23 protein-coding genes are annotated in these 22,839 nt (G+C 71.1%); 10 read left to right on the top strand and 13 right to left on the bottom strand.

The window, feature by feature from the left end; genetic code table 11:
• Positions 1-23 precede the first annotated feature (23 nt).
• Both GCN81_RS06435 and GCN81_RS06430 read right to left on the bottom strand, forming a co-directional pair.
• Positions 24-1,154: a glycosyltransferase family 4 protein gene (locus tag GCN81_RS06435; protein ID WP_231626410.1), complete on the bottom strand. Its 1,131-nt coding sequence runs from the start codon at positions 1,152-1,154 to the stop codon at positions 24-26.
• Between the two features lie 270 nt (positions 1,155-1,424).
• Positions 1,425-2,390, bottom strand: a complete 966-nt coding sequence (locus tag GCN81_RS06430) for a DUF3068 domain-containing protein (protein WP_156722570.1) — start codon at positions 2,388-2,390, stop codon at positions 1,425-1,427.
• 254 nt (positions 2,391-2,644) lie between these two features.
• Between GCN81_RS06430 and GCN81_RS31750 the strand changes: the two genes are divergently transcribed.
• Positions 2,645-2,797, top strand: a complete 153-nt coding sequence (locus GCN81_RS31750) for a hypothetical protein (RefSeq protein WP_197287505.1) — start codon at positions 2,645-2,647, stop codon at positions 2,795-2,797.
• A 5-nt stretch (positions 2,798-2,802) separates the two neighbouring features.
• A complete protein-coding gene (locus GCN81_RS06425; protein WP_156722568.1) occupies positions 2,803-4,089 on the top strand; it encodes a helix-turn-helix domain-containing protein in 1,287 nt (428 codons plus the stop codon).
• A gap of 60 nt (positions 4,090-4,149) precedes the next feature.
• Here the strand turns inward: GCN81_RS06425 and GCN81_RS06420 are convergent, their stop codons facing one another.
• Positions 4,150-4,581, bottom strand: coding sequence for a MarR family winged helix-turn-helix transcriptional regulator (locus tag GCN81_RS06420; RefSeq protein ID WP_156722566.1), 432 nt, complete (start codon positions 4,579-4,581; stop codon positions 4,150-4,152).
• Positions 4,582-4,673: 92 nt separating this feature from the next.
• Between GCN81_RS06420 and GCN81_RS06415 the strand changes: the two genes are divergently transcribed.
• The 3 genes from GCN81_RS06415 to GCN81_RS06405 all read left to right on the top strand — a co-directional run bounded on the left by GCN81_RS06415 (position 4,674) and on the right by GCN81_RS06405 (position 8,826).
• A complete protein-coding gene (locus tag GCN81_RS06415; protein WP_156722564.1) occupies positions 4,674-5,693 on the top strand; it encodes an NADP-dependent oxidoreductase in 1,020 nt (339 codons plus the stop codon).
• Between the two features lie 68 nt (positions 5,694-5,761).
• Positions 5,762-6,187, top strand: coding sequence for an organic hydroperoxide resistance protein (locus GCN81_RS06410; protein ID WP_156722562.1), 426 nt, complete (start codon positions 5,762-5,764; stop codon positions 6,185-6,187).
• Between the two features lie 131 nt (positions 6,188-6,318).
• Complete coding sequence (locus GCN81_RS06405; protein WP_156722560.1) at positions 6,319-8,826, top strand: glycoside hydrolase family 3 protein; 2,508 nt, start codon at positions 6,319-6,321, stop codon at positions 8,824-8,826.
• A gap of 41 nt (positions 8,827-8,867) precedes the next feature.
• On the opposite strand, the gene GCN81_RS06400 is transcribed toward GCN81_RS06405, so the two are convergent.
• Positions 8,868-9,776, bottom strand: coding sequence for an SGNH/GDSL hydrolase family protein (locus tag GCN81_RS06400; protein WP_231626409.1), 909 nt, complete (start codon positions 9,774-9,776; stop codon positions 8,868-8,870).
• 216 nt (positions 9,777-9,992) lie between these two features.
• Between GCN81_RS06400 and GCN81_RS06395 the strand changes: the two genes are divergently transcribed.
• Complete coding sequence (locus tag GCN81_RS06395; RefSeq protein WP_156722559.1) at positions 9,993-10,487, top strand: DUF3145 domain-containing protein; 495 nt, start codon at positions 9,993-9,995, stop codon at positions 10,485-10,487.
• Between the two features lie 80 nt (positions 10,488-10,567).
• Here the strand turns inward: GCN81_RS06395 and fabF are convergent, their stop codons facing one another.
• From fabF to GCN81_RS06370, 5 genes are all read right to left on the bottom strand, one after another.
• The gene (gene fabF, locus GCN81_RS06390; RefSeq protein ID WP_156722557.1) at positions 10,568-11,830 is read right to left on the bottom strand and encodes a beta-ketoacyl-ACP synthase II; all 1,263 of its coding nucleotides are present in this window, start codon (positions 11,828-11,830) and stop codon (positions 10,568-10,570) included.
• A 101-nt stretch (positions 11,831-11,931) separates the two neighbouring features.
• Positions 11,932-12,180 carry an acyl carrier protein gene (locus GCN81_RS06385; RefSeq protein ID WP_156722555.1) on the bottom strand — a complete coding sequence of 83 codons (249 nt, stop codon included), beginning with the start codon at positions 12,178-12,180 and terminating at the stop codon, positions 11,932-11,934.
• Positions 12,181-12,243: 63 nt separating this feature from the next.
• Positions 12,244-13,254, bottom strand: coding sequence for a ketoacyl-ACP synthase III (locus tag GCN81_RS06380; RefSeq protein ID WP_156722553.1), 1,011 nt, complete (start codon positions 13,252-13,254; stop codon positions 12,244-12,246).
• A gap of 17 nt (positions 13,255-13,271) precedes the next feature.
• A complete protein-coding gene (locus tag GCN81_RS06375; RefSeq protein WP_156722551.1) occupies positions 13,272-14,192 on the bottom strand; it encodes an ACP S-malonyltransferase in 921 nt (306 codons plus the stop codon).
• 89 nt (positions 14,193-14,281) lie between these two features.
• On the bottom strand, positions 14,282-15,502 hold the full coding sequence (locus GCN81_RS06370) for a PucR family transcriptional regulator (protein WP_156722549.1): 1,221 nt from the start codon (positions 15,500-15,502) through the stop codon (positions 14,282-14,284).
• An 80-nt stretch (positions 15,503-15,582) separates the two neighbouring features.
• Between GCN81_RS06370 and GCN81_RS06365 the strand changes: the two genes are divergently transcribed.
• Entirely contained in the window at positions 15,583-16,239 is a 657-nt protein-coding gene (locus tag GCN81_RS06365) for a pirin family protein (RefSeq protein WP_156722548.1), read from the top strand.
• A 55-nt stretch (positions 16,240-16,294) separates the two neighbouring features.
• On the opposite strand, the gene GCN81_RS06360 is transcribed toward GCN81_RS06365, so the two are convergent.
• On the bottom strand, positions 16,295-17,113 hold the full coding sequence (locus GCN81_RS06360; protein WP_156722546.1) for a serine hydrolase domain-containing protein: 819 nt from the start codon (positions 17,111-17,113) through the stop codon (positions 16,295-16,297).
• 93 nt (positions 17,114-17,206) lie between these two features.
• Here GCN81_RS06360 and GCN81_RS06355 point away from each other — a divergent pair, with 93 nt between their 5' ends.
• The 3 genes from GCN81_RS06355 to GCN81_RS06345 are packed head-to-tail and all read left to right on the top strand — an operon-like array spanning position 17,207 to position 19,543.
• Entirely contained in the window at positions 17,207-18,025 is an 819-nt protein-coding gene (locus tag GCN81_RS06355; protein WP_156722544.1) for a pentapeptide repeat-containing protein, read from the top strand.
• A gap of 52 nt (positions 18,026-18,077) precedes the next feature.
• A complete protein-coding gene (locus GCN81_RS06350) occupies positions 18,078-18,506 on the top strand; it encodes a MerR family transcriptional regulator (protein WP_156722542.1) in 429 nt (142 codons plus the stop codon).
• Positions 18,507-18,514: 8 nt separating this feature from the next.
• Positions 18,515-19,543, top strand: coding sequence for an aldo/keto reductase (locus GCN81_RS06345; protein WP_231626441.1), 1,029 nt, complete (start codon positions 18,515-18,517; stop codon positions 19,541-19,543).
• On the opposite strand, the gene GCN81_RS06340 is transcribed toward GCN81_RS06345, so the two are convergent.
• From GCN81_RS06340 to GCN81_RS06330, 3 genes are all read right to left on the bottom strand, one after another.
• Positions 19,521-20,654 (bottom strand): alpha/beta hydrolase, encoded by a 1,134-nt coding sequence (locus tag GCN81_RS06340; RefSeq protein WP_156722541.1) that lies wholly within the window; start codon positions 20,652-20,654, stop codon positions 19,521-19,523. The genes GCN81_RS06345 and GCN81_RS06340 overlap by 23 nt on opposite strands.
• Before the next feature lie 145 nt (positions 20,655-20,799).
• A complete protein-coding gene (locus GCN81_RS06335) occupies positions 20,800-21,480 on the bottom strand; it encodes a response regulator (protein WP_156722539.1) in 681 nt (226 codons plus the stop codon).
• On the bottom strand, positions 21,477-22,817 hold the full coding sequence (locus GCN81_RS06330) for a sensor histidine kinase (RefSeq protein ID WP_156722537.1): 1,341 nt from the start codon (positions 22,815-22,817) through the stop codon (positions 21,477-21,479). The genes GCN81_RS06335 and GCN81_RS06330 overlap by 4 nt, the downstream gene beginning before the upstream one ends.
• Between the last annotated feature and the right edge of the window lie 22 nt (positions 22,818-22,839).

Genomic DNA, 22,839 nt, shown 5'->3' with positions numbered 1-22,839 from the left:
GGGTTCGTTCGACACGTACAGGGTCACCTTCGCCGTATCGCGGTGGGTGTGGCGGCGGTGGCCTCGGCGGCGACCGCGCGGAACTGCCGCACGGTGTTCGACCAGCGGTAGTCCGCGGCCCGGTCGGCCGCGGCCTTACCGAAGGCGGCGCGGCGCTCGGCTGACAGCGCCAGCGTGCACCAGGCGGCGGCGAACGAGGACTCGCCGCGGGCGAGCAGCCCGGTGACACCGTCCTCGATGGAGTCCCGCAGACCCGGTACGTCGAAGCCGATGGCGGGGGTGCCCCGAGTGGCGGCCTCGGTGACGACCAGGCCCCACCCCTCGACGGCCGAGGGGTGCAGCAGCAGCCAGGACGCGCACAGCAGCCGGTGCTTCTCGGCCTCCGAGACATGCCCGGCGAACTCGACGGACGGTCCCGCCATCCGCTCAAGCCGCTCCCGCTCGGGACCGTCACCGACGATCACCAGACGGCCGCCGGTGACCGGGCGGACCCGCTCCCACAGCCGTAGCAGCAGATCAATGCGCTTGTACTCGACGAGCCGCCCCATCGCCAGGAACAGCGGCTCCTCGGAGCGCGGCGCCAGCGGCCCCGGCTCCTCGACGCCGTTGTGCACGACCCGGATGCGGTCCTTGGGTACACCGATGGCGCGCAGCGCGGTCTCGGTGGAGGGGGAGACGGCGACCAGCAGGTTGTCGCGCTGGGCGCCGGTGAGCGCCCACTGCTCCAGTCTTCGGCCCAGGCGGGCCGCGGGAGCGGGGTAGCGCATCCCCCACAGGTCGGTGTGTACGTGGTTGACCAGGCACAGGGTGGGTCCCCGGTGCCACAGCGGCGCCAGGTACGGCATACCGTTGACGACCTCGACCAGCAGGTCGCAATCGCCGACCTGCCGGGCGAAGGCGGTCCTGGCCTTGAGGAAGTGGCCGTAGGTACCACCGGCGGACACCACGCGGTAGTCGCGGTAGGCCGCCGGGCCCCCGCACAGCAGGGTGACCTGGTGACCCTGCCGGGTCAGCCCGTCGGCCAGCTGGTCGACGAGCAGTTCCGAGCCGCCCGCGGCCTCGTTGCCGAGGTCGCGGTGGGCGAGGAAGACGATTCGGCGCGGGTGGGGGGGAACCACTCCGGCCCTGGTGCGGAGCGGAGCTCCTTCTGTCATGGCGCCCAGCGGGGCTGAGTCGCGCAGCGAAGGAGGTACGTGCTGGGGCATCCGTGCTCCAACTCGTCTCGGGGTGCGGATCGGAAGCGGGGGAAATCAGGTGAGCGGGAAAAACCGTGAGCGGGGCCGTGCGGGTGGGTGCGGGTCCGTCGGCCACTCGGGAGTGAGTGGCCGTGTGTGTGCGGTGGGGATGGACAGTTTTCGCCGCGCTGTTCGATCGGGCTACTCACCTAAGTGACAATTTCGGACCCACTTGGAGCTGAGAACTCATCACATCGTGGAGGGTTCCTGCGTCAACGGGCGTTCGCGGCCCCGAACGACCAGGAATCCGCCCACCAGGACGAGGGCCAGACCGGCCACGCCGCCGCCGACCGGCAGCGTCTCGCTGACCAGCTTCAGCCGCTTGCTGTCCGCCTTGGCGAGCTTGACCTGGGCTTTCTGGGTCTCCTCGGTGAACGCGATCTTCTTGCTGTCGAGCAGCACGACCGCGTCCTTGTCGCTGCCGGGCGCCCGGAGGGTCTTCTTCGGGCCGATCTGGGCGTAGATGATCCGGCCGGTGCGCTGGTCAGCGACCAGCTCGATGCCGTGGTTCTGGTACCACTCCTCGGCGTGTACCTGACCCTCACCGGCCTTCACCAGGGCGGCCGGGACCTGCCGGGTGCCGGTCTTGATCGGCTTCTCGATCTTGGCCGTGAAGTGCATCCCCGCGTAGCCCTGGATCTCCTTCTTGCCCTGGTACTCGACGACGACCGTCTGACCTGCGGTGTTGTCCCACCAGCGGTAGTCCCTGGGCTCCACGTCGAACGGGAACTTCAGGTACGCCTCGCCCTCGTAGTAGGGCTCTTCCTTGCAGCAGTGCACCGGCCGGTTGGTCTTCCGGTCGGTCACCCAGCGCTCCACGGTCCACTGCAGCGCGTCACGGGTTTCGGCCGCGGGCAGCGTGCCGTCGTGGTCCACCGTCGTGGAGACGTCCCAGATCGCCCGGCCGCTCTTCTCGCTCTCGGCGACGGCGCCGCGCACCTTGCGGGTGATCGTGAGGTCCTGGCCGTCGACCGTTTCGACCTTGCCCTGATCGAAATACGAGCCCTTGCCGGTGAAGACCGTTGTCGTATCGATATCAATCGGAGTGACCTTGGCCCGTGGAGCCACGTACCAGGCCAGCATGGGGCCCAGGACCAGCAGGAACACGCCCAGGCCGAGTAGGGTCAGCGACAATGGGGAGGCTGTACGGCGCATCCGTGCACTCCAGGGTTTCGAGGAGGATTTTCGAGGCGACTGCGGGGAACTCGAGGCAATTCGCGGCGGCTACAGGTGCCACGCGGGGGCCACACGAGGGCGCAGTGGCGGCAGAGAATCTGCGCATACCTTTATGGGGCGGGAACGTAAGCGCACCCTTGACGAACTGTCAATCCATTGTCGACACTGAGCAACTGCCGGGTGGGGCCGGCAGGGGACCTTGGTGGGTGCCCGAAAGAGAGGCTGACCCAGCCATGCACAGACTGCTCGCCGCCGCGCTGACCACGGCTTTTGCCGCCGCGCTAGCCGTTGGTGCCGCCTTTGGCATCGTGGCGCTGCTCGACGCCACACCGGACCAGCCGAACAATCCGCTGGTCACTCACGAGACGGCGCAACAGGAACGTTGACCTCCATGCCCCCGCGCCACCCCCCTGCCGTACCCGCTCCGCCGCCCGCCGACCTGCCGGGGAGCGGCTCCGTACGCCCCCCGGTCGCGGTGTCCCGCTCCGCCTGGACCGAGGTCCCGCAACTCCAGCTCAAGCAGTTCGCGGCCCTGGCCATGGACGAGGTGCCGGTACTCGCCGAGGACATCCTGCGCGAGATCCGCCGCGAGTACCCGCAGCTGCCGCTCGTCCTGGACGACTACGGCGAGCCGATGGCGCTCGTCGGCATCCGGCGCGCGCTGGAGGGCTTCCTCCAGCAGATCGCCCTGGCCGGAAACCGGCCCCGCTACCACCCGGAGGTCTTTCAGGAGTTCGGCCGCGGCGAGGGCCTGCACGGCCGCTCCCTCGACTCGCTGCAGGCCGTCTACCGGCTGGGGGTCCGCCTTGCCTGGCGCCGCCTCGCCGAGATCGGACAGCAGGTGGAGATCCCGCCACCCGCCATGTACGAGCTGGCCGAGGCGGGCTTCGAGTATCTGGACGGCCTCGTGGACCAGTCCGTACGCGGCTACGCGGAAGCCGCGGCGCGCCAGGCCGGTGAGCGGCTACGGCTCCAGCGCAAGCTGATGGAGCTGCTGCTCGCCGAGCACCGGGGCGCCGACCCCTTGGACGCGCTGGGGGAGCGGGCCGCCCGGATCGGCTGGCCGCTGCCGGAGACCGTGGCCGTCGGGGTGTTGCTGCGCCCGGCCAGGGAGGCCGTCGCGCCCGCCGTCAGCCAGGGCGTGCTGCTCGACATGGAGACCGAGCAGCCCCGGATGGTCGTGCCCGAGCCGGACGCCGCGGGCCGCCCCGAGCTGCTGAAGCGCGCCATGACCGGCTGGTCGGGCGCGATCGGGCCACCGGTGCCGCTGGTCGACGCGGCCAAGTCGCTGCGCTGGGCGGAGGCGGCCGTACGCCTCATGGAGCGCGGGCTGCTGCCCGGCGGTGAGGTGCTGTTCTGCACCGAGCACACCGAGGCGCTGGTGCTGCTCCAGCCCGAGGAACTGATCGACGACCTGGCCCGCCGCTGTCTGGCCCCGCTCACCCACTGCGGCCCGGCGCACGGCCGACGCCTCGCGGAGACTCTGCTGGCCTGGCTGGAGACCAGGGGCGGCGCCCCGGAGGTCGCCGCCCGGCTCGGGGTGCACCCGCAGACGGTCCGCTACCGGCTGCGGCAGATCAGAGAGCTGTGGGGCGACGAGGTCGACGACCCGGACCGCCGTTTCGAGCTGGAACTGGTGCTGCGCGCGCAGCGGCTGCGTGGGGCACTCGGCGGCTGAGTGGTGCCGTACGGCTGAGCGGCGCCTCGCGGCGGTTCGCGCCTCGCCGCGGTTCGCGGACTATGGCTGTTCGCCGAGCATTCTGCGGAGCAGGTCCCGCAGGGCCACCCGGTCCTCGTGGCTCAGCTGCGCCAGTGGCTCGCGGGCGAAGTCCAGGCCGTCCCTGAGGTCCCGCGCGGTCTGCCGTCCCTCCTCGGTAGCCGCCGCCAGCTTCACCCGCCGGTCGGCCGGGTCGGGACGCCGCTCGACCAGGCCGCGCGCCTCCAGCCGGTCCACGATGCCGGTGATGTTCGACGGCTCGCACTTCAGTGTCTGGGCGATCCGCCGCATCGGTATCGGCGCCATCGCGAGCAGCGTGAGCACTCGCGCCTGCGCGCCGGTCAGCGAGTGCCGACCCGCCGCGAGGTCGTACTCCGTGTGATACCGCGACACGACGGTGCCGATGAGTTCGACCACCTCGAGGGACAGGGGGTCTGTGCGAGTGCTGGCCATGCCCTTAGCTTACCCATTTACTTGACAACATGAAATATGTAGGAGCATGGTTGTTTCAGTACCTGAAGTAATCGAGGCTGGAGGCCACCCCCATGTCCGCACTCCCCACCGTCAGCCGCGCCTGGCACCTGGTAGCCCGCCCGCACGGCTGGCCCACTCCGGCCGACTTCGCCCTGCGTGACATCCCGGTCACCGCCCCCGCCGAAGGCCGGATTCTCGTCCGGAACCTGCACTTCTCGGTAGACCCCTACATGCGCGGCCGGATGAACGACGTGAAGTCCTACGTCCCGCCCTTCCAACTGGACGAGCCGATGGACGGCGGCGCGGTCGGCGAGGTCATCGCCTCCAACGCCGAGGGCTTCGCCGTCGGCGACCATGTCCTGCACGGCCTCGGCTGGCGCGACTACGCGGACGTCCCGGCCCAGCACGCCAAGAAGGTCGACGCCTCGCTGGCCCCCCTCTCCGCCTACCTCGGCGTCCTGGGCATGCCAGGCCTGACCGCCTACGCGGGCCTCCTGGAGGTCGCATCCTTCAAGGAGGGCGACGCGGTCTTCGTCTCCGGCGCCGCGGGTGCCGTCGGCAGCCAGGTCGGCCAGATCGCCAAGCTCAAGGGCGCCTCCCGCGTCATCGGCTCGGCGGGCTCCGACGCCAAGGTCAAGACGCTGATCGAGGAGTACGGCTTCGACGCGGCCTTCAACTACAAGGACGGCCCCGTCGCCGAGCAGCTCAAGCAGGCCGCCCCGGACGGCATCGACGTCTACTTCGACAACGTCGGCGGCGAGCATCTCGAAGCCGCCATCGGCCGCCTGAACGTGCACGGCCGCGCCACCATCTGCGGCATGATCGCCCAGTACAACGACACCGAGCCCACCCCCGGGCCGCGCAACATGGCCATGATCATCGGCAAGCGGCTGCGCCTGCAGGGCATGCTCGTCAGCGACCACGCGGCGCTCCAGCCGCAGTTCGTCCAGGAAGTCGCGGGCTGGATCGCCTCCGGCGAGCTGAAGTACGGCGAGACCTTCGTCGAGGGCATCGAGAACGGCGTCGAGGCGTTCCTCGGCGTACTCCGGGGTGACAACACCGGAAAGATGATCGTCAGCCCGACCCGTTAGGCTCTGTTGCAGCCGTCGGGGTCGTGGGCGCGAGCCGCGGCGGCGTACAACAGGAGGAACAGCTTCTTATGGCCATCCAGCAGTCTGACGTGAAGTACACCGCGACCGCCACCGCGGAGAACGGCCGCGACGGCCGCGTCGCCACCCACGACGGCACGCTCGACGTCGTCGTCAACCCGCCCAAGGAGATGGGCGGCTCCGGCGAAGGCACCAACCCCGAGCAGCTCTTCGCGGCCGGCTACAGCGCCTGCTTCCAGGGTGCCCTCGGCGTCGTGGCGCGGAACGAGAAGGTAGACATCACCGGCTCCACGGTGACCGCCGAGGTCGGCATCGGCTCGAACGACGAGGGCTTCGGCATCATCGTCGCGATCAAGGCCGCCATCCCGACCGTCGACGCGGCCACCGCCAAGGCCCTGCTCGAGAAGGCGCACCAGGTCTGCCCGTACTCCAAGGCGACCCGCGGCAACATCACGGTGGACCTCGCGATCGCCTGATCCTTCCCGTCGCATAGCGCGACATAAGGGCCGCACCTCGGCGGAGGTGCGGCCCTTACGCGTACCCCGGATGCCTGCCCCGGTGCAGGATGTGCGGAGGAAGCAGCGGACTTCACCGAGGAGGTACGGCCATGGCGGACAGCACGCGCCCCCAGAGCGACCGGAGTGACCCGAGCGACCGAAGCGGTTCAACTGACCCCAGCGCCTCAACTGACCCCAGCGACCAACGCCGTGAGGCGATCATCGAAGCGGCCATCGGCAAGCTGGACCTCGACGCCAAGACCCGGCTGCTCGCCGGGCAGGACATGTGGACCCTGCCCGAGGCCCCGGAGATCGGGCTGAAGTCCCTGGTGATGTCCGACGGCCCGATCGGGGTACGAGGCGTGCGCTGGAGCGCTGACGACCCGTCAGTCGCCCTGCCGTCACCGACCGCGCTCGCCGCCACCTGGGACCCGGAACTCGCCCGCGAAACCGGGCTGCTGCTCGCCCAGGAGGCCCGCCGCAAAGGCGTGCACGTCCTGCTCGCGCCCACCGTCAACCTGCACCGATCACCGCGCGGCGGACGGCACTTCGAGTGCTACTCCGAAGACCCCTACCTCACCGGGCGGATCGGCATCGGCTATGTGAGCGGCGTCCAGGAGGGCGGTGTCGGCACCACGGTCAAGCACTTCGTCGCCAACGACGCCGAGACCGACCGCTTCACGGTCAACAACACCGTGTCGGCCAGCGCGCTGCGCGAGCTCTATCTCGCGCCGTTCGAAGCCATCGTCGCGGACGCCCGCCCGTGGGGCATCATGACCGCCTACAACCAGGTCAACGGGACGACCATGACCGAACACCGGTACCTGGTCCAGGAGATCCTGCGCGGTGAGTGGGGCTTCGACGGGGCCAACGTCTCGGACTGGATGGCGGCCAGGAGCACCAAGGGCGCGATCGAGGGCGGCCTCGACGTCGCCATGCCCGGACCTCAGACCGTGTACGGCCCCGCGCTCGCCGCCGCCGTCCGGGCCGGTGAGGTCGAGGAGGCGACCGTCGACGAGGCCGTGCGGCGGGTGCTGCGGCTCGCCGCGCGGGCCGGGGCACTCGAAGGCGCCGAGCCCGTGGTCGCCACGCCGCCCGCCGCCATCGACGGCACGGCGCTCGCCCGCGAGGTGGCCCGCCGCTCCTTCGTCCTCGTACGCAACCACCACGGCTCTCTGCCGATCAACCCCGCGGCCGTGCGCCGGGTCGCCCTCAGCGGCGCCGCCGCGCGGGACGCCCGGGTGCTCGGCGGCGGCTCCGCCACCGTCTTCCCGGAGCGGATCGCCACACCGCTCGACGGGCTGACCGCCGCACTCCCGGGCGACGCCCTCAGCTATCACGTAGGCGCCGACCCCAACGACGAACTCACCGTCGCCGACCAGGGGTTCACCCTCCACGCGATCTGCCGTGACGCCGCTGGCCGTACCCTCGGCAGCGCCACCGCGCCCAGCGGCATGATCCAGTGGCTCGGCGGCGACCTGCCCGACGGTGTCACCTACGACGCCCTGCACAGCGTGGAGTTGACCGGCACCTTCACCCCGCGCGAGAGCGGCGCCCACTCCTTCGGCACCCGCGGGCTCGGCGGCTTCACGCTCACCGTCGGGGGCCGCGAACTCTTCACCGGAGCGCAGGGCCCGGGGGACGAGACCGACCCGTTCGAAGCGTTCTTCGGGGCGCCCGTCGAGCGCGGCCAGGTCGAACTCACCGCGGGTACCGAGACCGAGGTGAGCCTCACCTACACCGTCGCGAAGCTGGCGGACGCCCCGATCCAGGCCGTCGGCTTCTCCCTCGTCCACCGCGAGCCGCGGCGCGACTCCGACGAACTGATCGCGGAAGCCGTGGCCGCCGCGCGGGACGCCGACGTCGCGGTCGTCGTGGTCGCCACAACCGACCGCGTCGAGTCCGAGGGCTTCGACCGCGCCGATCTGACGCTGCCGGGCCGTCAGGACGACCTGGTGCGCGCGGTCGCCGCCGCCAACCCGAACACCGTCGTGGTCGTCAACGCGGGCTCACCCGTGGAACTCCCCTGGCGCGAGGACGTCGCGGCCATCCTGCTCAGCTGGTTCCCCGGCCAGGAAGGCGGCGCCGCGCTCGCCGACGTCCTCACCGGCGCCGCCGAGCCGGGCGGCCGTCTCCCCACCACCTGGGGCGCGCTAACCGACGCCCCGGTCACCGAAGTCACCCCGACGGACGGCGAACTCGCCTACACCGAGGGGCTGTTCATCGGCTACCGGGCCTGGGAGGAGTCCGGAGCCACCCCGTCCTACCCCTTCGGCCACGGACTCGGCTACACCGACTGGGCGTACGAGTCCCTGGAGGTCACCCCCACCGCCGCCACGGTCCGCGTCCGCAACACCGGCACCCGCCACGGTCGCGAGGTCATCCAGGTCTACCTGGCACAGGACCGCGTGGAGCGTCCCGCCCGCTGGCTCGCCGGATTCGCCTCGGTGGCGGCGGCACCCGGTGAGAGCGTCGACGTACGGGTCGAACTGCCGCGCCGCGCCTTCGAGATCTGGGACGAGACCGAAGGGGCCTGGTCCCTCGTCAGCGGCGACTACGAGGTCCAGGCCAGCCGCTCCCTCGTAGACACCCAACTGACGGCACGCCTCACCGTCTGACGTACGCGGGCCCCCGGCAGGCCCGGCACCCGCCCGCGTCCCTACGCCGGGGGCTTCTGCCCCGTCACCTCGCGATAGGCGACCTCCGCGAGCAGCGACTGGCCGGCCTTGCTCGGGTGGAACCAGTCCCACCGGCTCAACTCCTTGGTGCCGAAGCGGTAGTCGAAGACCGCCCCGTCGTCGTACCGGCAGAGCGGGTCTTCGGCGCACACGTCACGCAGCACCTCGTTGTACTCCATCACCCGCTTGCGCACGGTGTCCCGGCGCGTGACCGACGCCTTGTCCATCGCGTCCGCGTCGGCGAGCATCGCGGGGCAGATGCCCAGCTTCCACATCTGCTTGCCCAGCGCGCTGCTCCGCCCCTCGGACCAGAGGCGCTTCAGGTCCGGCACGCTCGCCACGAACACCTGGGCTTTCGGCTCCTCGCGGCGCAGGGCCCGCATGCCGTCCTCGAAGTCCGCCCGGAACGTGGAGACCGGGGTCATCGCGGTCACGTCCCCACGGCAGGCGTCATTGGCGCCGATCAACACCGTCACCAGCTCGGGCGACTTCTCCGCGGCCTGCTTCATCTGTTCCGTCAGGGCCGACACCCGGGCGCCCGACCTGGCGTAGTTCCAGCTGTTGTCGGCCGCGTCCTCCCCGAGTAGCCGTATCGCCAGGCTGTTCACGCCGTCGTCGGTGCCGGTCGCCCAGGATTCCTCGGGGCAGTCGGAGAGTACCTTGCAGGTGTTGAAGGCGCGGGTGATCGAGTCGCCGACGGCGGCCAGGGACGCGGGCTTGGGGTTCCACCGCGGGGTGGGCTCCGCTGAGGGCGTTCCGGTGGTCGAGTCGTTCACCGGAGCGGACGCCGCACCTCCGGTGGGATCACAGCCAGCCAGCGTCCCGGTGAGGAGTGCCAGCGCCATCGCCGTGACGGCGGCGCCTGTACGGCTTCGGCCGTTCTTCCCCATTGTTCCCGTCCCCTCTGTGACGCCAGGGCGTCCTGCCGAGTGAAAGCTAGGTGTTTCCTGCCCGTTGGAGCGACGGTACGTCACACTCGGGCCGGTGCCGCACGGTAGCTTGGCCCCAGTCGACCCAGTGACCCACCACTGTCTCGGTTCCGCTAAATTACATCACGTCAGATCTGTCCGGTTTGTTGGATTTTCCTGGATTTTGCGGAGGTCCCGGTGACGACCCGTGGAGTTCTTTACGTGCACTCCGCCCCGCGGGCGCTGTGCCCGCACGTCGAGTGGGCGGTCGCGGGGGTCCTCGGCGTCCGCGTGAGCCTGGACTGGATCAGGCAGCCCGCGTCGCCCGGCACCTGGAGATCCGAGTTCTCCTGGCAGGGCGAGCCGGGCACCGCCTCCAAGCTGGCCTCCGCGCTGCGCGGCTGGCAGCTGCTGCGCTTCGAGGTCACGTCGGAGCCGCGCGCCGGCGCGGAGGGCGAGCGCTACAGCGCCACGCCCGAGCTCGGAATCTTTCACGCGGTCACCGGCATCCACGGCGACATCATGATCCCCGAGGACCGGCTGCGCGCCGCGCTGGCCCGCGCCCAGCGCGGCGAGACGCAACTGGAGTCCGAGCTGGCCAAGCTCCTCGGCAAGCCCTGGGACGACGAACTGGAGCCGTTCCGCTACGCGGGCGAAGGCGCCCCGGTCCGCTGGCTGCACCAGGTGGTGTAGCCGTACGCAAAAGGAGCCGTACGCAAAAGGAGGGCCCGCCCGGTTGTCCCGGGCGGGCCCTCCTCTCACGTACGGTGCGCTCACACGCTCCGGAAGGCGAGGACCACGTTGTGGCCGCCGAAGCCGAAGGAGTTGTTGATCGCCGCGATGGTGCCCTCGGGCAGCGCGCGGGCCTCACCCCGTACGACGTCCGCGTCCACCTCGTCGTCGAGGTCATCGACGTTGAGGGTCGGCGGGGCCATCCGGTGGTGCAGCGCGAGCACCGTGGCGACGGTCTCGATGCCACCGGCGCCGCCCAGCAGGTGGCCGGTCATGGACTTCGTACCGGACACGGCGATGTGGTCCATGGCGTCGCCGAGTACCTTGCGCAGGGCCTTGATCTCGGCGAGGTCACCCTGCGGTGTCGAGGTGGCGTGCGCGTTCAGGTGCACGACCTCCTCGGGCTTGAGGTCGGTGTTGTCGAGCAGGTTCCGCAGCGCGGCGGCGACCCCGCGGCCGGTCGGCTCGGGCTGCGCGATGTGGTGGCTGTCGGCCGACAGGCCCTGGCCGAGCACCTCGGCGTAGACCCGGGCGCCACGCGCGGCGGCGTGCTCGGCGGACTCCAGGACGACCACGCCCGCGCCCTCGCCGAGTACGAAGCCGTCACGGGCCTTGTCGTACGGGCGCGAGGCCTTCTCGGGCTCGTCGTTGTTCTTGGACATCGCCATCATGTTGGCGAAGGCGGCGATCGGCAGCGGGTGGATGGCCGCCTCGGTGCCACCGGCGACGACCACGTCGGCGCGGCCCGTGCGGATCATCTCGACGGCGTAGCCGATCGCCTCGGCGCCCGAAGCGCAGGCCGAGACCGGGGTGTGCACTCCGGCCTGGGCGTTGACCTCAAGGCCGACGTTGGCCGACGGGCCGTTCGGCATCAGCATCGGGACGGTGTGCGGGGAGACGCGGCGTACGCCCTTCTCCTTGAGCACGTCGTACTGGTCGAGCAGGGTGGTGACACCACCGATACCGGAGGCGATGACCGCGCCGAGGCGCTCAGGGACGATCGACTCGTCCTCACCGGCCTTCGCGGTGTAACCCGCGTCCGCCCACGCCTCGCGGGCCGCGATCAGCGCGAACTGCGCCGAGCGGTCCAGCTTGCGGGCCAGCGGGCGGGGCAGCACATCGGCCGGATCGACCGCCGCGGGGGCGGCGATACGGACCGGAAGGTCGGCGAAGCGCTCCCCCTCGAGGGGCTTGACGCCGGAGCGTCCCGCAAGCAGACCTTCCCAGGTCGATGCGGAGTCGCCACCCAGCGGTGTGGTTGCGCCGATACCGGTGACGACCACGGTGCGATTGGTCGAGCTCACAGGAATTCTTTCTCCACGTCTTGGAATGGGGCGATGGATGCCGAACAGACGGCGCCACCGCCGGGTGGCGTTACACGCGCGTCAGGACACGCGCGTCAGGCTCAGGCCTGGTGCTTGAGGATGTAGTCCGCGGCGTCGCCGACGGTCTTGAGGCCCTTGACGTCGTCGTCCGGGATCTTCACGTCGAAGCGCTCTTCGGCGGCGACGACGACCTCGACCATGGACAGCGAGTCGACGTCCAGGTCGTCGGTGAAGGACTTGTCCAGCTGGACGTCCTCAGTCGGGATGCCGGCGATCTCGTTCACGATCTCGGCGAGACCGGCAACGATCTCTTCCTGGGTGGCGGCCATGTTGGCGCTCCTTCGTATGTATCAGGTGGTTTGTCGACGCCTGCCGGAGAATCCGGAAGGCGCCTAGGGGAGGGTAACGACCGTGGCGGCGTACACGAGACCCGCCCCAAAGCCGATGACGAGCGCGGTGTCGCCGCTCTTCGCCTCGCCGGTCGCCAGAAGCCGCTCCATAGCAAGCGGAATCGAGGCGGCCGAGGTGTTGCCGGTGGATTCGATGTCACGGGCGACCGTGACGTGCTCCGGCAGTTTGAGGGTCTTCACCATCGAGTCGATGATCCGCATGTTGGCCTGGTGCGGAATGAAGACGTCCAGGTCGTCCGGGCTGATTCCGGCCGCGTCCAGCGCCTGCTGGGCGACCTTCGCCATCTCGAACACGGCCCAGCGGAACACCGCCTGGCCTTCCTGAGTGATCGCGGGGAACTTGGGGAGGTCCTCGGCCGACACGCCGCGGTAGTCCGACCACGGCACGGTCTGCTTGATCGTCTCGGACTTGTCGCCCTCCGAGCCCCAGACGGTCGGGCCGATCTGCGGGTCCTGGGACGGGCCGACGACGACAGCGCCCGCGCCGTCGCCGAACAGGAAGGCCGTCGCGCGGTCCTCCAGGTCGGTGAGGTCGCTCAGCCGCTCCACGCCAATCACCAGGACGTACTCGGCCGACCCCTCGACGACCATGCCCTTGGCCAGCGTCAGCCCATAGCCGAAGCCCGCACAGCCAGCCGAGATGTCAAAGGCCGCGGCCTTGTCCGTGCCGAGCTTGTCGGCGATCTCGGTGGCGACGGCCGGGGTCTGCTTGAAGTGCGAGACCGTCGAGACGATCACGCCACCGATCTGCTCGGCGGTGATCCCCGCGTCCGCGATCGCCTTGCCGGAGGCCTCGATGGACATCGCGGCCACCGTCTCCTCGTCGCTGGCCCAGTGCCGGGTCGCGATGCCGGAGCGGGAACGAATCCACTCGTCCGAGGAATCGATCGTCTCGAGGATCACCTCGTTCGGCACGACCCGGGTCGGGCGGTAACCGCCGACACCCAGGATGCGCGCATACGGTGCACCTCTGCTGGGCTTGATCTTCGACATGCTCTGCGGGCTCCTTGTCAGGCCGTCTCGGCGACGAGCGTGCGGGCCGCGTCGAGGTCATCGGGGGTCTTCAGCGCGAGGGTCCGCACGCCCGGCAGGGCGCGCTTGGCGAGACCGGTGAGGGTGCCACCGGGGCACACCTCGATGAGGGCGGTCACGCCCAGCTCCTTGAAGGTCTCCATGCACAGGTCCCAGCGGACCGGGTTGGCGACCTGCCCCACCAGACGGGAGATCACCTCGCTACCGGTGGCGACCGCCTTGCCGTCCTTGTTGGAGATATACGTGACGGTCGGGTCGGCCGGAGCCAGCTCGCGGGCGGCCGTCTCCAGCGCGGCGACCGCGGGGGCCATATGGCGGGTGTGGAACGCGCCCGCGACCTTCAGCGGCACCACCCGGCGCACACCGTCGGGCTTGTTCTCGGCCAGTGCGGCGAGCTCCTCCAGGGTGCCCGCGGCGACGATCTGACCGGCGCCGTTCACATTGGCCGGGGTCAGCCCCAGCTTCTCCAGATGCGGCACCGTGGTCTCGGGATCGCCACCGAGCAGCGCCGACATACCGGTCTCGGTGATGGTGGCGGCCTCGGCCATCGCCAGGCCGCGCTTACGGACCAGGCGCAGCGCCGACGTGTCGTCCAGGACACCGGCGAACGCGGCCGCGGTGATCTCACCGACGCTGTGGCCCGCGACAGCGGACGGGTTGATGTCCTTGAGGTCACCGAGCGCGGCCGCGGACAGCAGTCCGGCCGCGACCAGCAGCGGCTGGGCCACGGCGGTGTCGCGGATCGCGTCCGCGTCAGCCTCGGTGCCGTAGTGGGCAAGGTCGAGCTCGATGGCGTCCGACCAGGCCGCGACGCGTTCGGCGGCGCCGGGGAGGTCGAGCCAGGGGGTCAGGAAGCCGGGCGTCTGAGCGCCTTGGCCGGGAGCGACGAGTACGAGCACTCTCACACTCTCTCTTGTGGACGGTGTGTGCCGCCCGTGGGGACAGGGACGAAGAACCGCGGGGGGAATTGTATGTCCTCGACAAAAGACTAGGCAGGCTGATCCGCGTCAGCGAGCCGCCCCAGGATCAGCGCGATCCGCAACGTGAACGCCGAGCGGACATCAGACGGCGACCATCCGGTGACGTCAGTCACACGTCGCAGCCGGTAGCGAACGGTGTTGGGGTGCACAAACAACATCCGTGCGGCGCCTTCCAGACTGCTCGCCTGCTCCAGATACACGCTCAGCGTCTCCAGCAGCGCGGACCCGGCCTCCTCCAGCGGTCTGTAGATCTCCTCCACCAGCTGCTCCCTGGCAGCAGGGTCTGAGGCGATCGCACGCTCCGGCAGCAGATCATCCGCGAGTACCGGGCGCGGGGCGTCCTGCCAGGCGGAGCAGGCCTTGAGTCCGGCCGCGGCGGCCTGCGCGGACTTGGTGGCGGCCAGCAGGTCGGGCACCACGGGTCCGGCGACCACCGGACCCGCCGCGAACGGCCCGATCAGTCCCTTGGCGACGGCCAGCGGGTTGTCGCTGCCCCCGGCGATGACCACCAGCCGGTTGCCCAGCACACCGGTCAGCACCTGGAGCTTCGCGTGGCGCGCGGCCCGGCGGATGGCCTCGACGGTCAGTTCGCTGTCGCCGTCGGGCGCGGTGCCGAGCACCACACACACATGTTCCGGGGAGTTCCAGCCCAGCGCGGCCGCGCGGGACACGGCGCCCTCGTCGGCCTCACCGGACAGCACCGCGTTCACGACCAGCGACTCCAGGCGGGCGTCCCAGGCGCCGCGGGCCTCGGCCGCCTGGGCGTACACCTGGGCGGTGGCGAAGGCGATCTCGCGGGCGTAGACCAGCAGCGCCTCGCGCAGCACCGACTCGTCACCCGGAGCCGCGACCTCGTCGATCGCGGACTCCATCACCTCGATCGTGGTCCGCACCATCTCCACGGTCTGCCGCAGGGTGATCGCCCGGGTCAGCTCGCGAGGCGCGGTGCCGAACACATCCGTGGAGATCGCCTGCGGGGCGTCGGGCCGCCGGAACCACTCGGTGAACGCGGCGATGCCCGCCTGCGCGACCAGACCGATCCAGGACCGGTTCTCCGGTGGCATCGCCCGGTACCAGGGCAGCGTCTCGTCCATCCGCGCGATGGCCTGCGCGGCGAGGCTGCCGGAGGATTTCTCCAGCCGCTTCAGGGTGGCCGAATGCGAGTGGGTGTGACGCGCCGCGTGCTGCGGCCTGGACGGTTCGGGCTGCGACGATTCGGGTTGGGGCACGGGACAAGACTGCCTCATCCGGACAGCCACACGGCGACCAGGGCCCGAGAGCCCGCGTCACGCACCCTACCGTTGGGGGCGTGATAGACGTACGACGCGCTGGTGAGCGCTATCGGGGTGGGGAGCCGGGCACCGGCATCGAGTCGCTGCACGCCTTCTCCTTCGGCCCCCACTACGACCCCGACAATCTGCGCTTCGGCGCGATGATCGCCTGCAACGAGGAGCGGCTCGCGCCCGGCGCGGGCTTCGACGAGCACCGGCACAGCCACACCGAGATCGTCACCTGGGTCGTCGAGGGCGAGCTGACCCACCGCGACTCGGCCGGACACGAGTCGGTGGTGCGCCCGGGCGATGTGCAGCGGCTGAGCTCCGGCGCCGGGGTGCGGCATGTGGAGCGCAACGACGGCGACGTCCCGCTGGTCTTCGTCCAGACCTGGCTGGCCCCCCTGGAAGCGGGCGGCGATCCAGCGTACGAGGTGATCCACGGCATCTCGGACGCCACCCCGTACGCGGTGCCAGCCGCGGGCGCGCTGCTCCAGGTGCGCCGACTCACGCCGGGAGAGCGCGCGGCGGTGCCGGACGCGCCACGGGTGTACGTCCACGTCGTGCGCGGCCAGGCGTCACTCGGCGGCGTGACACTGACGGCGGGGGACGCGGCGCGTGTCGAGGCCGAGAGCGGGCTTGAGCTGGTGGCGGCGGATGACGCGGCCGCTGAGCTCCTGCTCTGGGAGCTGTAGGCCGCCCTAGCCGCTAGTCCGCTAGTCCGCCCAAGGTTCTAGTCCGCCCAAGGTTCTAGACCGCCGAGAGTTCCGCGAGTACCGCGTCGGTGAAGGGCGGCCAGGCCTCGGCGGCCCACGGGCCGAAGTCCCGGTCCGTCAGCGCCACACAGGCCGCGCCCGCGGCCGGGTCAACCCACAGGAACGTACCGGACTGCCCGAAGTGGCCGAAGGTTCCGGGCGAGGACGAGGCGCCCGTCCAGTGCGGCGACTTGCCGTCCCGGATCTCGAAGCCCAGCCCCCAGTCGTTGGGCTTCTGGTGCCCGTAGCCGGGCAGTATCCCGGACAGCCCGGGGTGCACGACGGTCATCGCCTCCAGGACCGTCCGCGCGTCAAGCAGTCGTGGGGCCTGCAACTCGGCGGCGAACCTGACCAGGTCGTCGACGGTCGAGTACCCGTCCTTGGCGGGCGAGCCCTCCACGACGGTCTGCGCCATCCCGAGCGGCTCGAACACCGCCTGCCGCAGATACTCGGAGAACGGGATGTCCGTCGCCTTGGCGATGTGGTCGCCCAGCACCTCGAAGCCCGCGTTCGAGTACAGCCGACGGGTCCCGGCCGGTGTCGTCACCCGGTGTTCGTCGAACGCGAGACCGCTGGTGTGCGCGAGCAGATGGCGCACCGTCGAGCCCTCGGGCCCCGCCGGTTCGTCCAGCTCGACCGCGCCCTCCTCGTACGCGATCAGCGCGGCGTACGCGGCCAGCGGCTTGGTCACCGAGGCGAGCGCGAACCGCTGCCCCGTCGGGCCATGGGCCCCGACCACGGTGCCGTCCGCACGGACGACGGCGGCGGCCGCGGTGGGTACCGGCCAGTTCTCGATCATCGCCAGGCTCTGCATACGTACGAGCCTAATCTGTCGGGGACAATGGACGCTCGGCGCCCCGTTCGGCGCTCGCATTGACGTCCGCGCGCGGTAGGAGAGTACGCACCCTTGTCCCAGCAGCCCGACCCCCCGACCAGCAAGCTGACGGCTGACTGCGGCAGTTGCTTCGGGCTCTGCTGTGTCGCGCTGCCCTTCGCCGCCTCGGCCGACTTCGCGGCCAGCAAGCCCGCGGGCACCCCCTGCACCCACCTGCGGACCGACTTCCGCTGCGGCATCCACGCCCGGCTGCGCGAGAGCGGCTACTCCGGCTGCACCGTCTTCGACTGCTTCGGCGCGGGCCAGCAGGTGTCCCAGGTCACCTTCGGCGGGCAGGACTGGCGCCAGGCCCCAGACACCGCCCGGCAGATGTACGACGTGTTCCCCGTCATGCGCCAGCTCCACGAGCTGCTCTGGTACGTCACCGAAGCCCTGCGACTCCCGCGCGCCCGCCCCGTACACGGCGAACTGCGCCATGCCCTCGACGCGCTGGAACGCCACACCGCCGCCGACGCGGACACGCTGCTTGACCTGGACGTGCCGCAGCTGCGCGGCGACATCAGCGAGTTGCTGCTGCGCGCCAGCGAGCTGGTACGCGCGCAGATTCCCGGGCGCAGGAAGAACCACCGCGCCGCCGACCTGATCGGGGCCCGCCTGCGCGGCGCTGACCTGCGCGGCGCCAACCTCCGCGGCGCCCTGCTGATCGCCGCGAACCTGCGCGGCGCCGACCTGCGGACGGCCGACCTGATCGGCGCGGACCTCCGGGACGCCGACCTGCGCGGCGCCGACCTCACCGACGCCGTCTTCGTCACCCAGGCCCAGCTGAACGCCGCCCAGGGCGACGCCGAGACCCGGCTGCCGGGGGAGCTCAGCCGCCCCGCCCACTGGTAACTCGCCCAACTCGCTTGCTTCGAGTGCACTCCAACGTCCTAGCGTTGGCGCCATGACGGTGACGGAGAGCACGCCACGCCCCGACGGTAAGGACCGCTACACGATCAGCGAGGTCGCGGCCTTCACCGGGCTGACCGCACACACCCTGCGGTGGTACGAGCGGATCGGCCTGATGCCGCATGTCGACCGGTCGCACACCGGCCAACGGCGCTTCACCAACCGCGACCTGGACTGGCTGGAACTCGTCGGCAAGCTACGGCTGACCGGGATGCCGGTCGCGGGCATGGTGCGCTACGCCGAGCTGGTACGCCAGGGCGAGCACACCTTCGGCGAACGCCAGCAACTCCTTCAGGACACCCGACGTGATGTGCGGGCCAGGATCTCGGAGCTCCAGGACGCGCTCTCCGTACTCGACTACAAGATCAACTATTACGCGGGCGCGGGCGCCGCCCCGTGTGCACCAGAGGGGGCCACAAGCTGATGAGTGACATGGGCGAGATGAGTGACATGGGTGTCATGGCCAAGGCGCGGCTGGGGACGGAAGGCCCGGAGGTCGGCGTACAGGGCCTCGGCTGCATGGGCATGAGCTTCGCGTACGGCCCGACCGACGAGGACGCGGCGCGGGCCACGCTGGAGCGGGCGCTTGAACTGGGCGTCACGCTCTACGACACCGCGGACATGTACGGCTTCGGGGAGAACGAGAAGTTCATCGCGCCGTTCATCCAGGCGCACCGCGAGGACGTCGTCCTCGCCACCAAGTTCGGCATCGTCCTCGACCGCGACGACCCGACGAAACGCGCTGTCCGCAACGACCGCGCGTACATCAGACAGTGCGTCGAGGGCAGCCTGCGGCGGCTCGGCACGGACGTCATCGACCTCTACTACATGCACCGGCGCGATGTGAACGTCCCCCTGGAGGAGACGGTCGGCGCGATGGCGGAGCTGGTCGCGGAGGGCAAGGTCAAGCACCTCGGCCTGAGCGAGGTCACCGGACCCGAACTGGCCGCCGCGCACGCCGTGCACCCGATCGCCGCCGTGCAGTCCGAGTGGTCGGTCTTCAGTCGTGACGTGGAGGCCGCGGTGGTGCCCACGGCCGCCCGGCTCGGCGTCGCGTTCGTGCCGTACTCGCCGCTCGGCCGGGGCTTTCTGACCGGCGCGTTCGTCAACGCCAGCGCGGAGCTGGGCGCCGACGACTTCCGGCGTACGATGCCGCGCTTCAACGAGGAGAACGCCGCGGCCAACGCGGCGCTCCTGGAGCCGGTGCGCGCGGTGGCCGAGGCGCGCGGGGCGTCCCTGGGGCAGATCGCGCTGGCGTGGGTGCAGCGGCGGGCGCGAGAGCACGGGCTGTCCGTGGTGCCCATCCCGGGCACCCGCAAGCCCAGCCGTGTCGAGGAGAACACGGCGGCGACCCGGATCACCCTCACCGAGGACGAGTTGGCGCTGCTCGAGCCGATCGCGGGCAAGGTGGTGGGTGGGCGGTACGCGGACATGGCGTTCACCTCGGCGGGCCGGGAGTAGCGCCGAGCGCCACCCGGGCGAACGCGTCCAGGGAGTCCGTGCCGGGGACGAAGTAGCCGCTGTGGCCACGGGCCTTGGTGGCCGGGAGGGTACGGGCCCCGAAGTCCCGGGCCGCCGGATCGGCGCCGTGGCCCAGACCCAGTACCTGGACGCTCGGGACGTTGTCGATCCAGTCGGTGTCGTTCTTGACGGCCCAGACCCGCGCCGACGTCTTCAGGTCGCTGGCCTTGGCCACGCGCATCCCCGGCGACGCGGCCACCACGATGTCCGTGGCGGGCAGGTCCGGCGCGGCCAGCCCGCACACCACCGAGCCGTAGCTGTGGCAGAACACGGCCGGGTCCGGGGCGCCGGACGCGGTGAGCCCTTGGACGAAGCGGGCCAGCCGTGGCGCCCCGGCCTTCGCGAGGCGGCCGGTCGCCGCGTCCGGGCCGATCCCGACCGGCGTGGTGTAGCCGGTCCAGGCGATCACGGCCGTGCGCTGCCCGGTCGCCGCGTACAGCGAGCGAGCCATCCCGGCCGGAGTGCCGTAGGGGTTCTCCGTACGGTCGAAGGTGGCCAGGTCGATGTCCGAGCCGGGGACGATGACCGCGACCCGCGACGCCCCGGCCAGATCGCCGTACACCTCGGCGACCTGGCCGCGCCCGCGCGGATCGAAGGCGAGGATCTGGCGCCCGGCCGCGAGGAGTCCGGTGTAGCGCTCGGCCCGGGCGCGGGCCGCCGCGCGGTCCCGGGAGGGCAGGTCGGGGTCGCTGGCGTAGGTCCGCGCCTTGGCCCGCTCCTCCCGGAGCGCCCGCGCGTTGGCCGCGTAACGCAACGCGACCGGCGCGCCGTCCAGGTTGCCGACGACCAAGGCGTGCCGCTCGGCGAGCGCACGGCGCTCGTCGGCGGTGAGCGAGCCGAAGAAGGCGGCCACCTTCGCCGGGGACGCGGTCGCCGGGTCGGGCAGCTGACGGCCGAGATCGCGGTCGGCGCGCCAGGAGCTGACACCGGGGACCGGCCCGGTGACGGGGCGCTGCTCGTTTCCGAGGGCCCAGCCCGCCGTACCGGCCATGGCGGTCGTCGTGAGCGCGGCGGCCACCAGGGTGCGCTGGAAACGGGTGCTGCTTCGCATCGTCGGCTGTCTCCCTCTTCGTCCTCTGCGTCGTTCGCGGAGGAGGGGAAGGTAGGAAGACGGCCTGGGCGCGCGCGTCACACCGGAGGGCCAACCACGGGGTCATACCGGGGTAGGGGGTGGGCCAGGTAGGCGAGTTGGGCCGTCAGGCCGCGTCGCCCGGAGCCACCAGACCCGACTCGTACGCGAAGATCACCGCTTGTGCCCGGTCGCGTAGGTCCAGCTTGGCCAGCACCCGGCCGATGTGGGTCTTGACGGTCTGTTCGGCCAGGACGAGGCGCCCCGCGATCTCCTGGTTGGAGAGCCCGCGCGCGATCAGTTCGAGTACCTCCGTCTCGCGCGGGGTGAGGCCGTTCAGTCGCAGCGCGGGCTGCCTACGCGGCGCGGGGCGCTGCTGGGCGAAGTCCGCGATCAGGCGGCGGGTCACCGACGGCGCGAGTAGGGCCTCCCCGGAGGCGACCACCCGGACGGCGGAGATCAGATCGGCGGGCGGCGCGTCCTTGAGGAGGAAGCCGGAGGCACCGGCGCGCAGTGCCTCGTACACGTAGTCGTCCACGTCGAAGGTGGTGAGCATCAGGACCTTGGGGCGGTGTACGACACCCGGCGGCGGGTCCAACAGCGCGCGGGCGGCGGCGAGGCCGTCCATCTCGGGCATGCGGACGTCCATCAGCACGACGTCGGGGTGCGCGGCGCGGCTGACCTCGATGCCCTGCCTGCCGTCCGGCGCCTCACCGACCACGTCGATGTCGCTCTGCGCGGACAGCAGCGCCGCGAACCCCGCCCGCACCATGGCCTGGTCGTCGACGATGATCACCCGGATGGTCACGGAGCGGTGCCCTTCGTGCGCAGCGGAAGCCGGGCCGCGACCCGGAAGCCGCCGTCCGGCAGCGGTCCCACGTCGAGCGAGCCGCCGGTCAACCGTACGCGCTCGCGCATGCCGACCAGCCCGTGCCCAGTGCCGGTGGTCTCCAGCGCCGAACCCGGTGTGGTGGCGGGGCCGTTGACCACCAGGACGGTCAACTGCTCATCGTCGGATGAGACCGAGACCGAGACGCGGGTCGCGGCGCCCGGCGCGTGGCGCACCACATTGGACAGGGCCTCCTGCACGATGCGATACCCGGACAGGTCCACGGCCTGGGGCACGCCCGACAGGTCGGCCGCGAGGGACAGTTCGGCCGGAACCCCGGCCCGTACCGTCGTCTCCACCAGCTGCTGGAGCTTGTCCAGGCCCGGCTGCGGTGCCCGCTCGCCCTGGGCGTCCTCGCTGCGCAGCACCGCGAGCAGCCGCCGCATCTCGGTCAGCGACTCGCGGGCGCTGGCGGCGATGGTGGTGAACTCCTCCCGCGCCGCGGGTGGCAGGCCCTCGATGCGGTACGGCGCCGAGTCGGCCTGCACGGTGATCACGGACATGTGATGGGCGACCACATCGTGCAACTCCCGTGCGATCCGGGTCCTTTCCTCCAGCAGCGTGCGCTGGGCCCGCTCGGCCTCGCTGATCGTCTCCTGCTCGACCAGCCGACGCTGGGCGTCGCCGCGCTCGCGCAGCGCCGTGGTGACGACCAGGACGACGCCGCTGAGGACGAACAGCAAGACGTGGCCGCCGTCGCTGCGTTCCTGCGAGATCAGTTCGAAGAGCAGCCCCGCCGCGCCCGTCGCCAACCAGACGGCGAGCAGCGTACGACGCGACTCGCGCACCCCGAGCAGGACCATCAGCAGCAGGTAGCCGACGATGGTCATCGGGGTCCAGGGCCAGGAGTGGGGGGCCGTCGCGGGGTCGGTGGCCAGCACAGTGAAGGCGCCGACCACCTGCGCGGCGAAGATGATCCACCAGGCGTGCAGCGGACGCTTCAGGGCGAGCAGCAGGGGCACGGTCTGGGCCACGGCGAGTGCCCCGGCCAGCGCACCGGGAACCCGGTAGTCCCCCGTCAGGACGGTGATGGTCACCGGCAGCAGGACGGCGACGAACCCGAACGCGACGACGTAGGGCAGCGCCCGCTGCCATGCCCGGGGCGCCCCGGCCAGTGGCACCCTGCCCGACCCGGTGGGCAGGGTCAGGGCGGCGCCCAGGTCCCGGAGCCCGGTACGGGCTGCGGTGAGCAGGGCGCGCGGGACCGGGACGTCGCTCGGGGGCTCGTCCGGGCCGGGCGGTGGTGAGGTACTCATGGCCTGATCAGCGTAGGCGGAC

The sequence above is a fragment of the Streptomyces apocyni genome (assembly GCF_009739465.1).
Lineage (GTDB): Bacteria > Actinomycetota > Actinomycetes > Streptomycetales > Streptomycetaceae > Streptomyces > Streptomyces apocyni.
The sequence above is the reverse complement of the archived record's forward strand: the minus strand, read 5'-3'. Positions and strand labels throughout refer to the sequence as shown.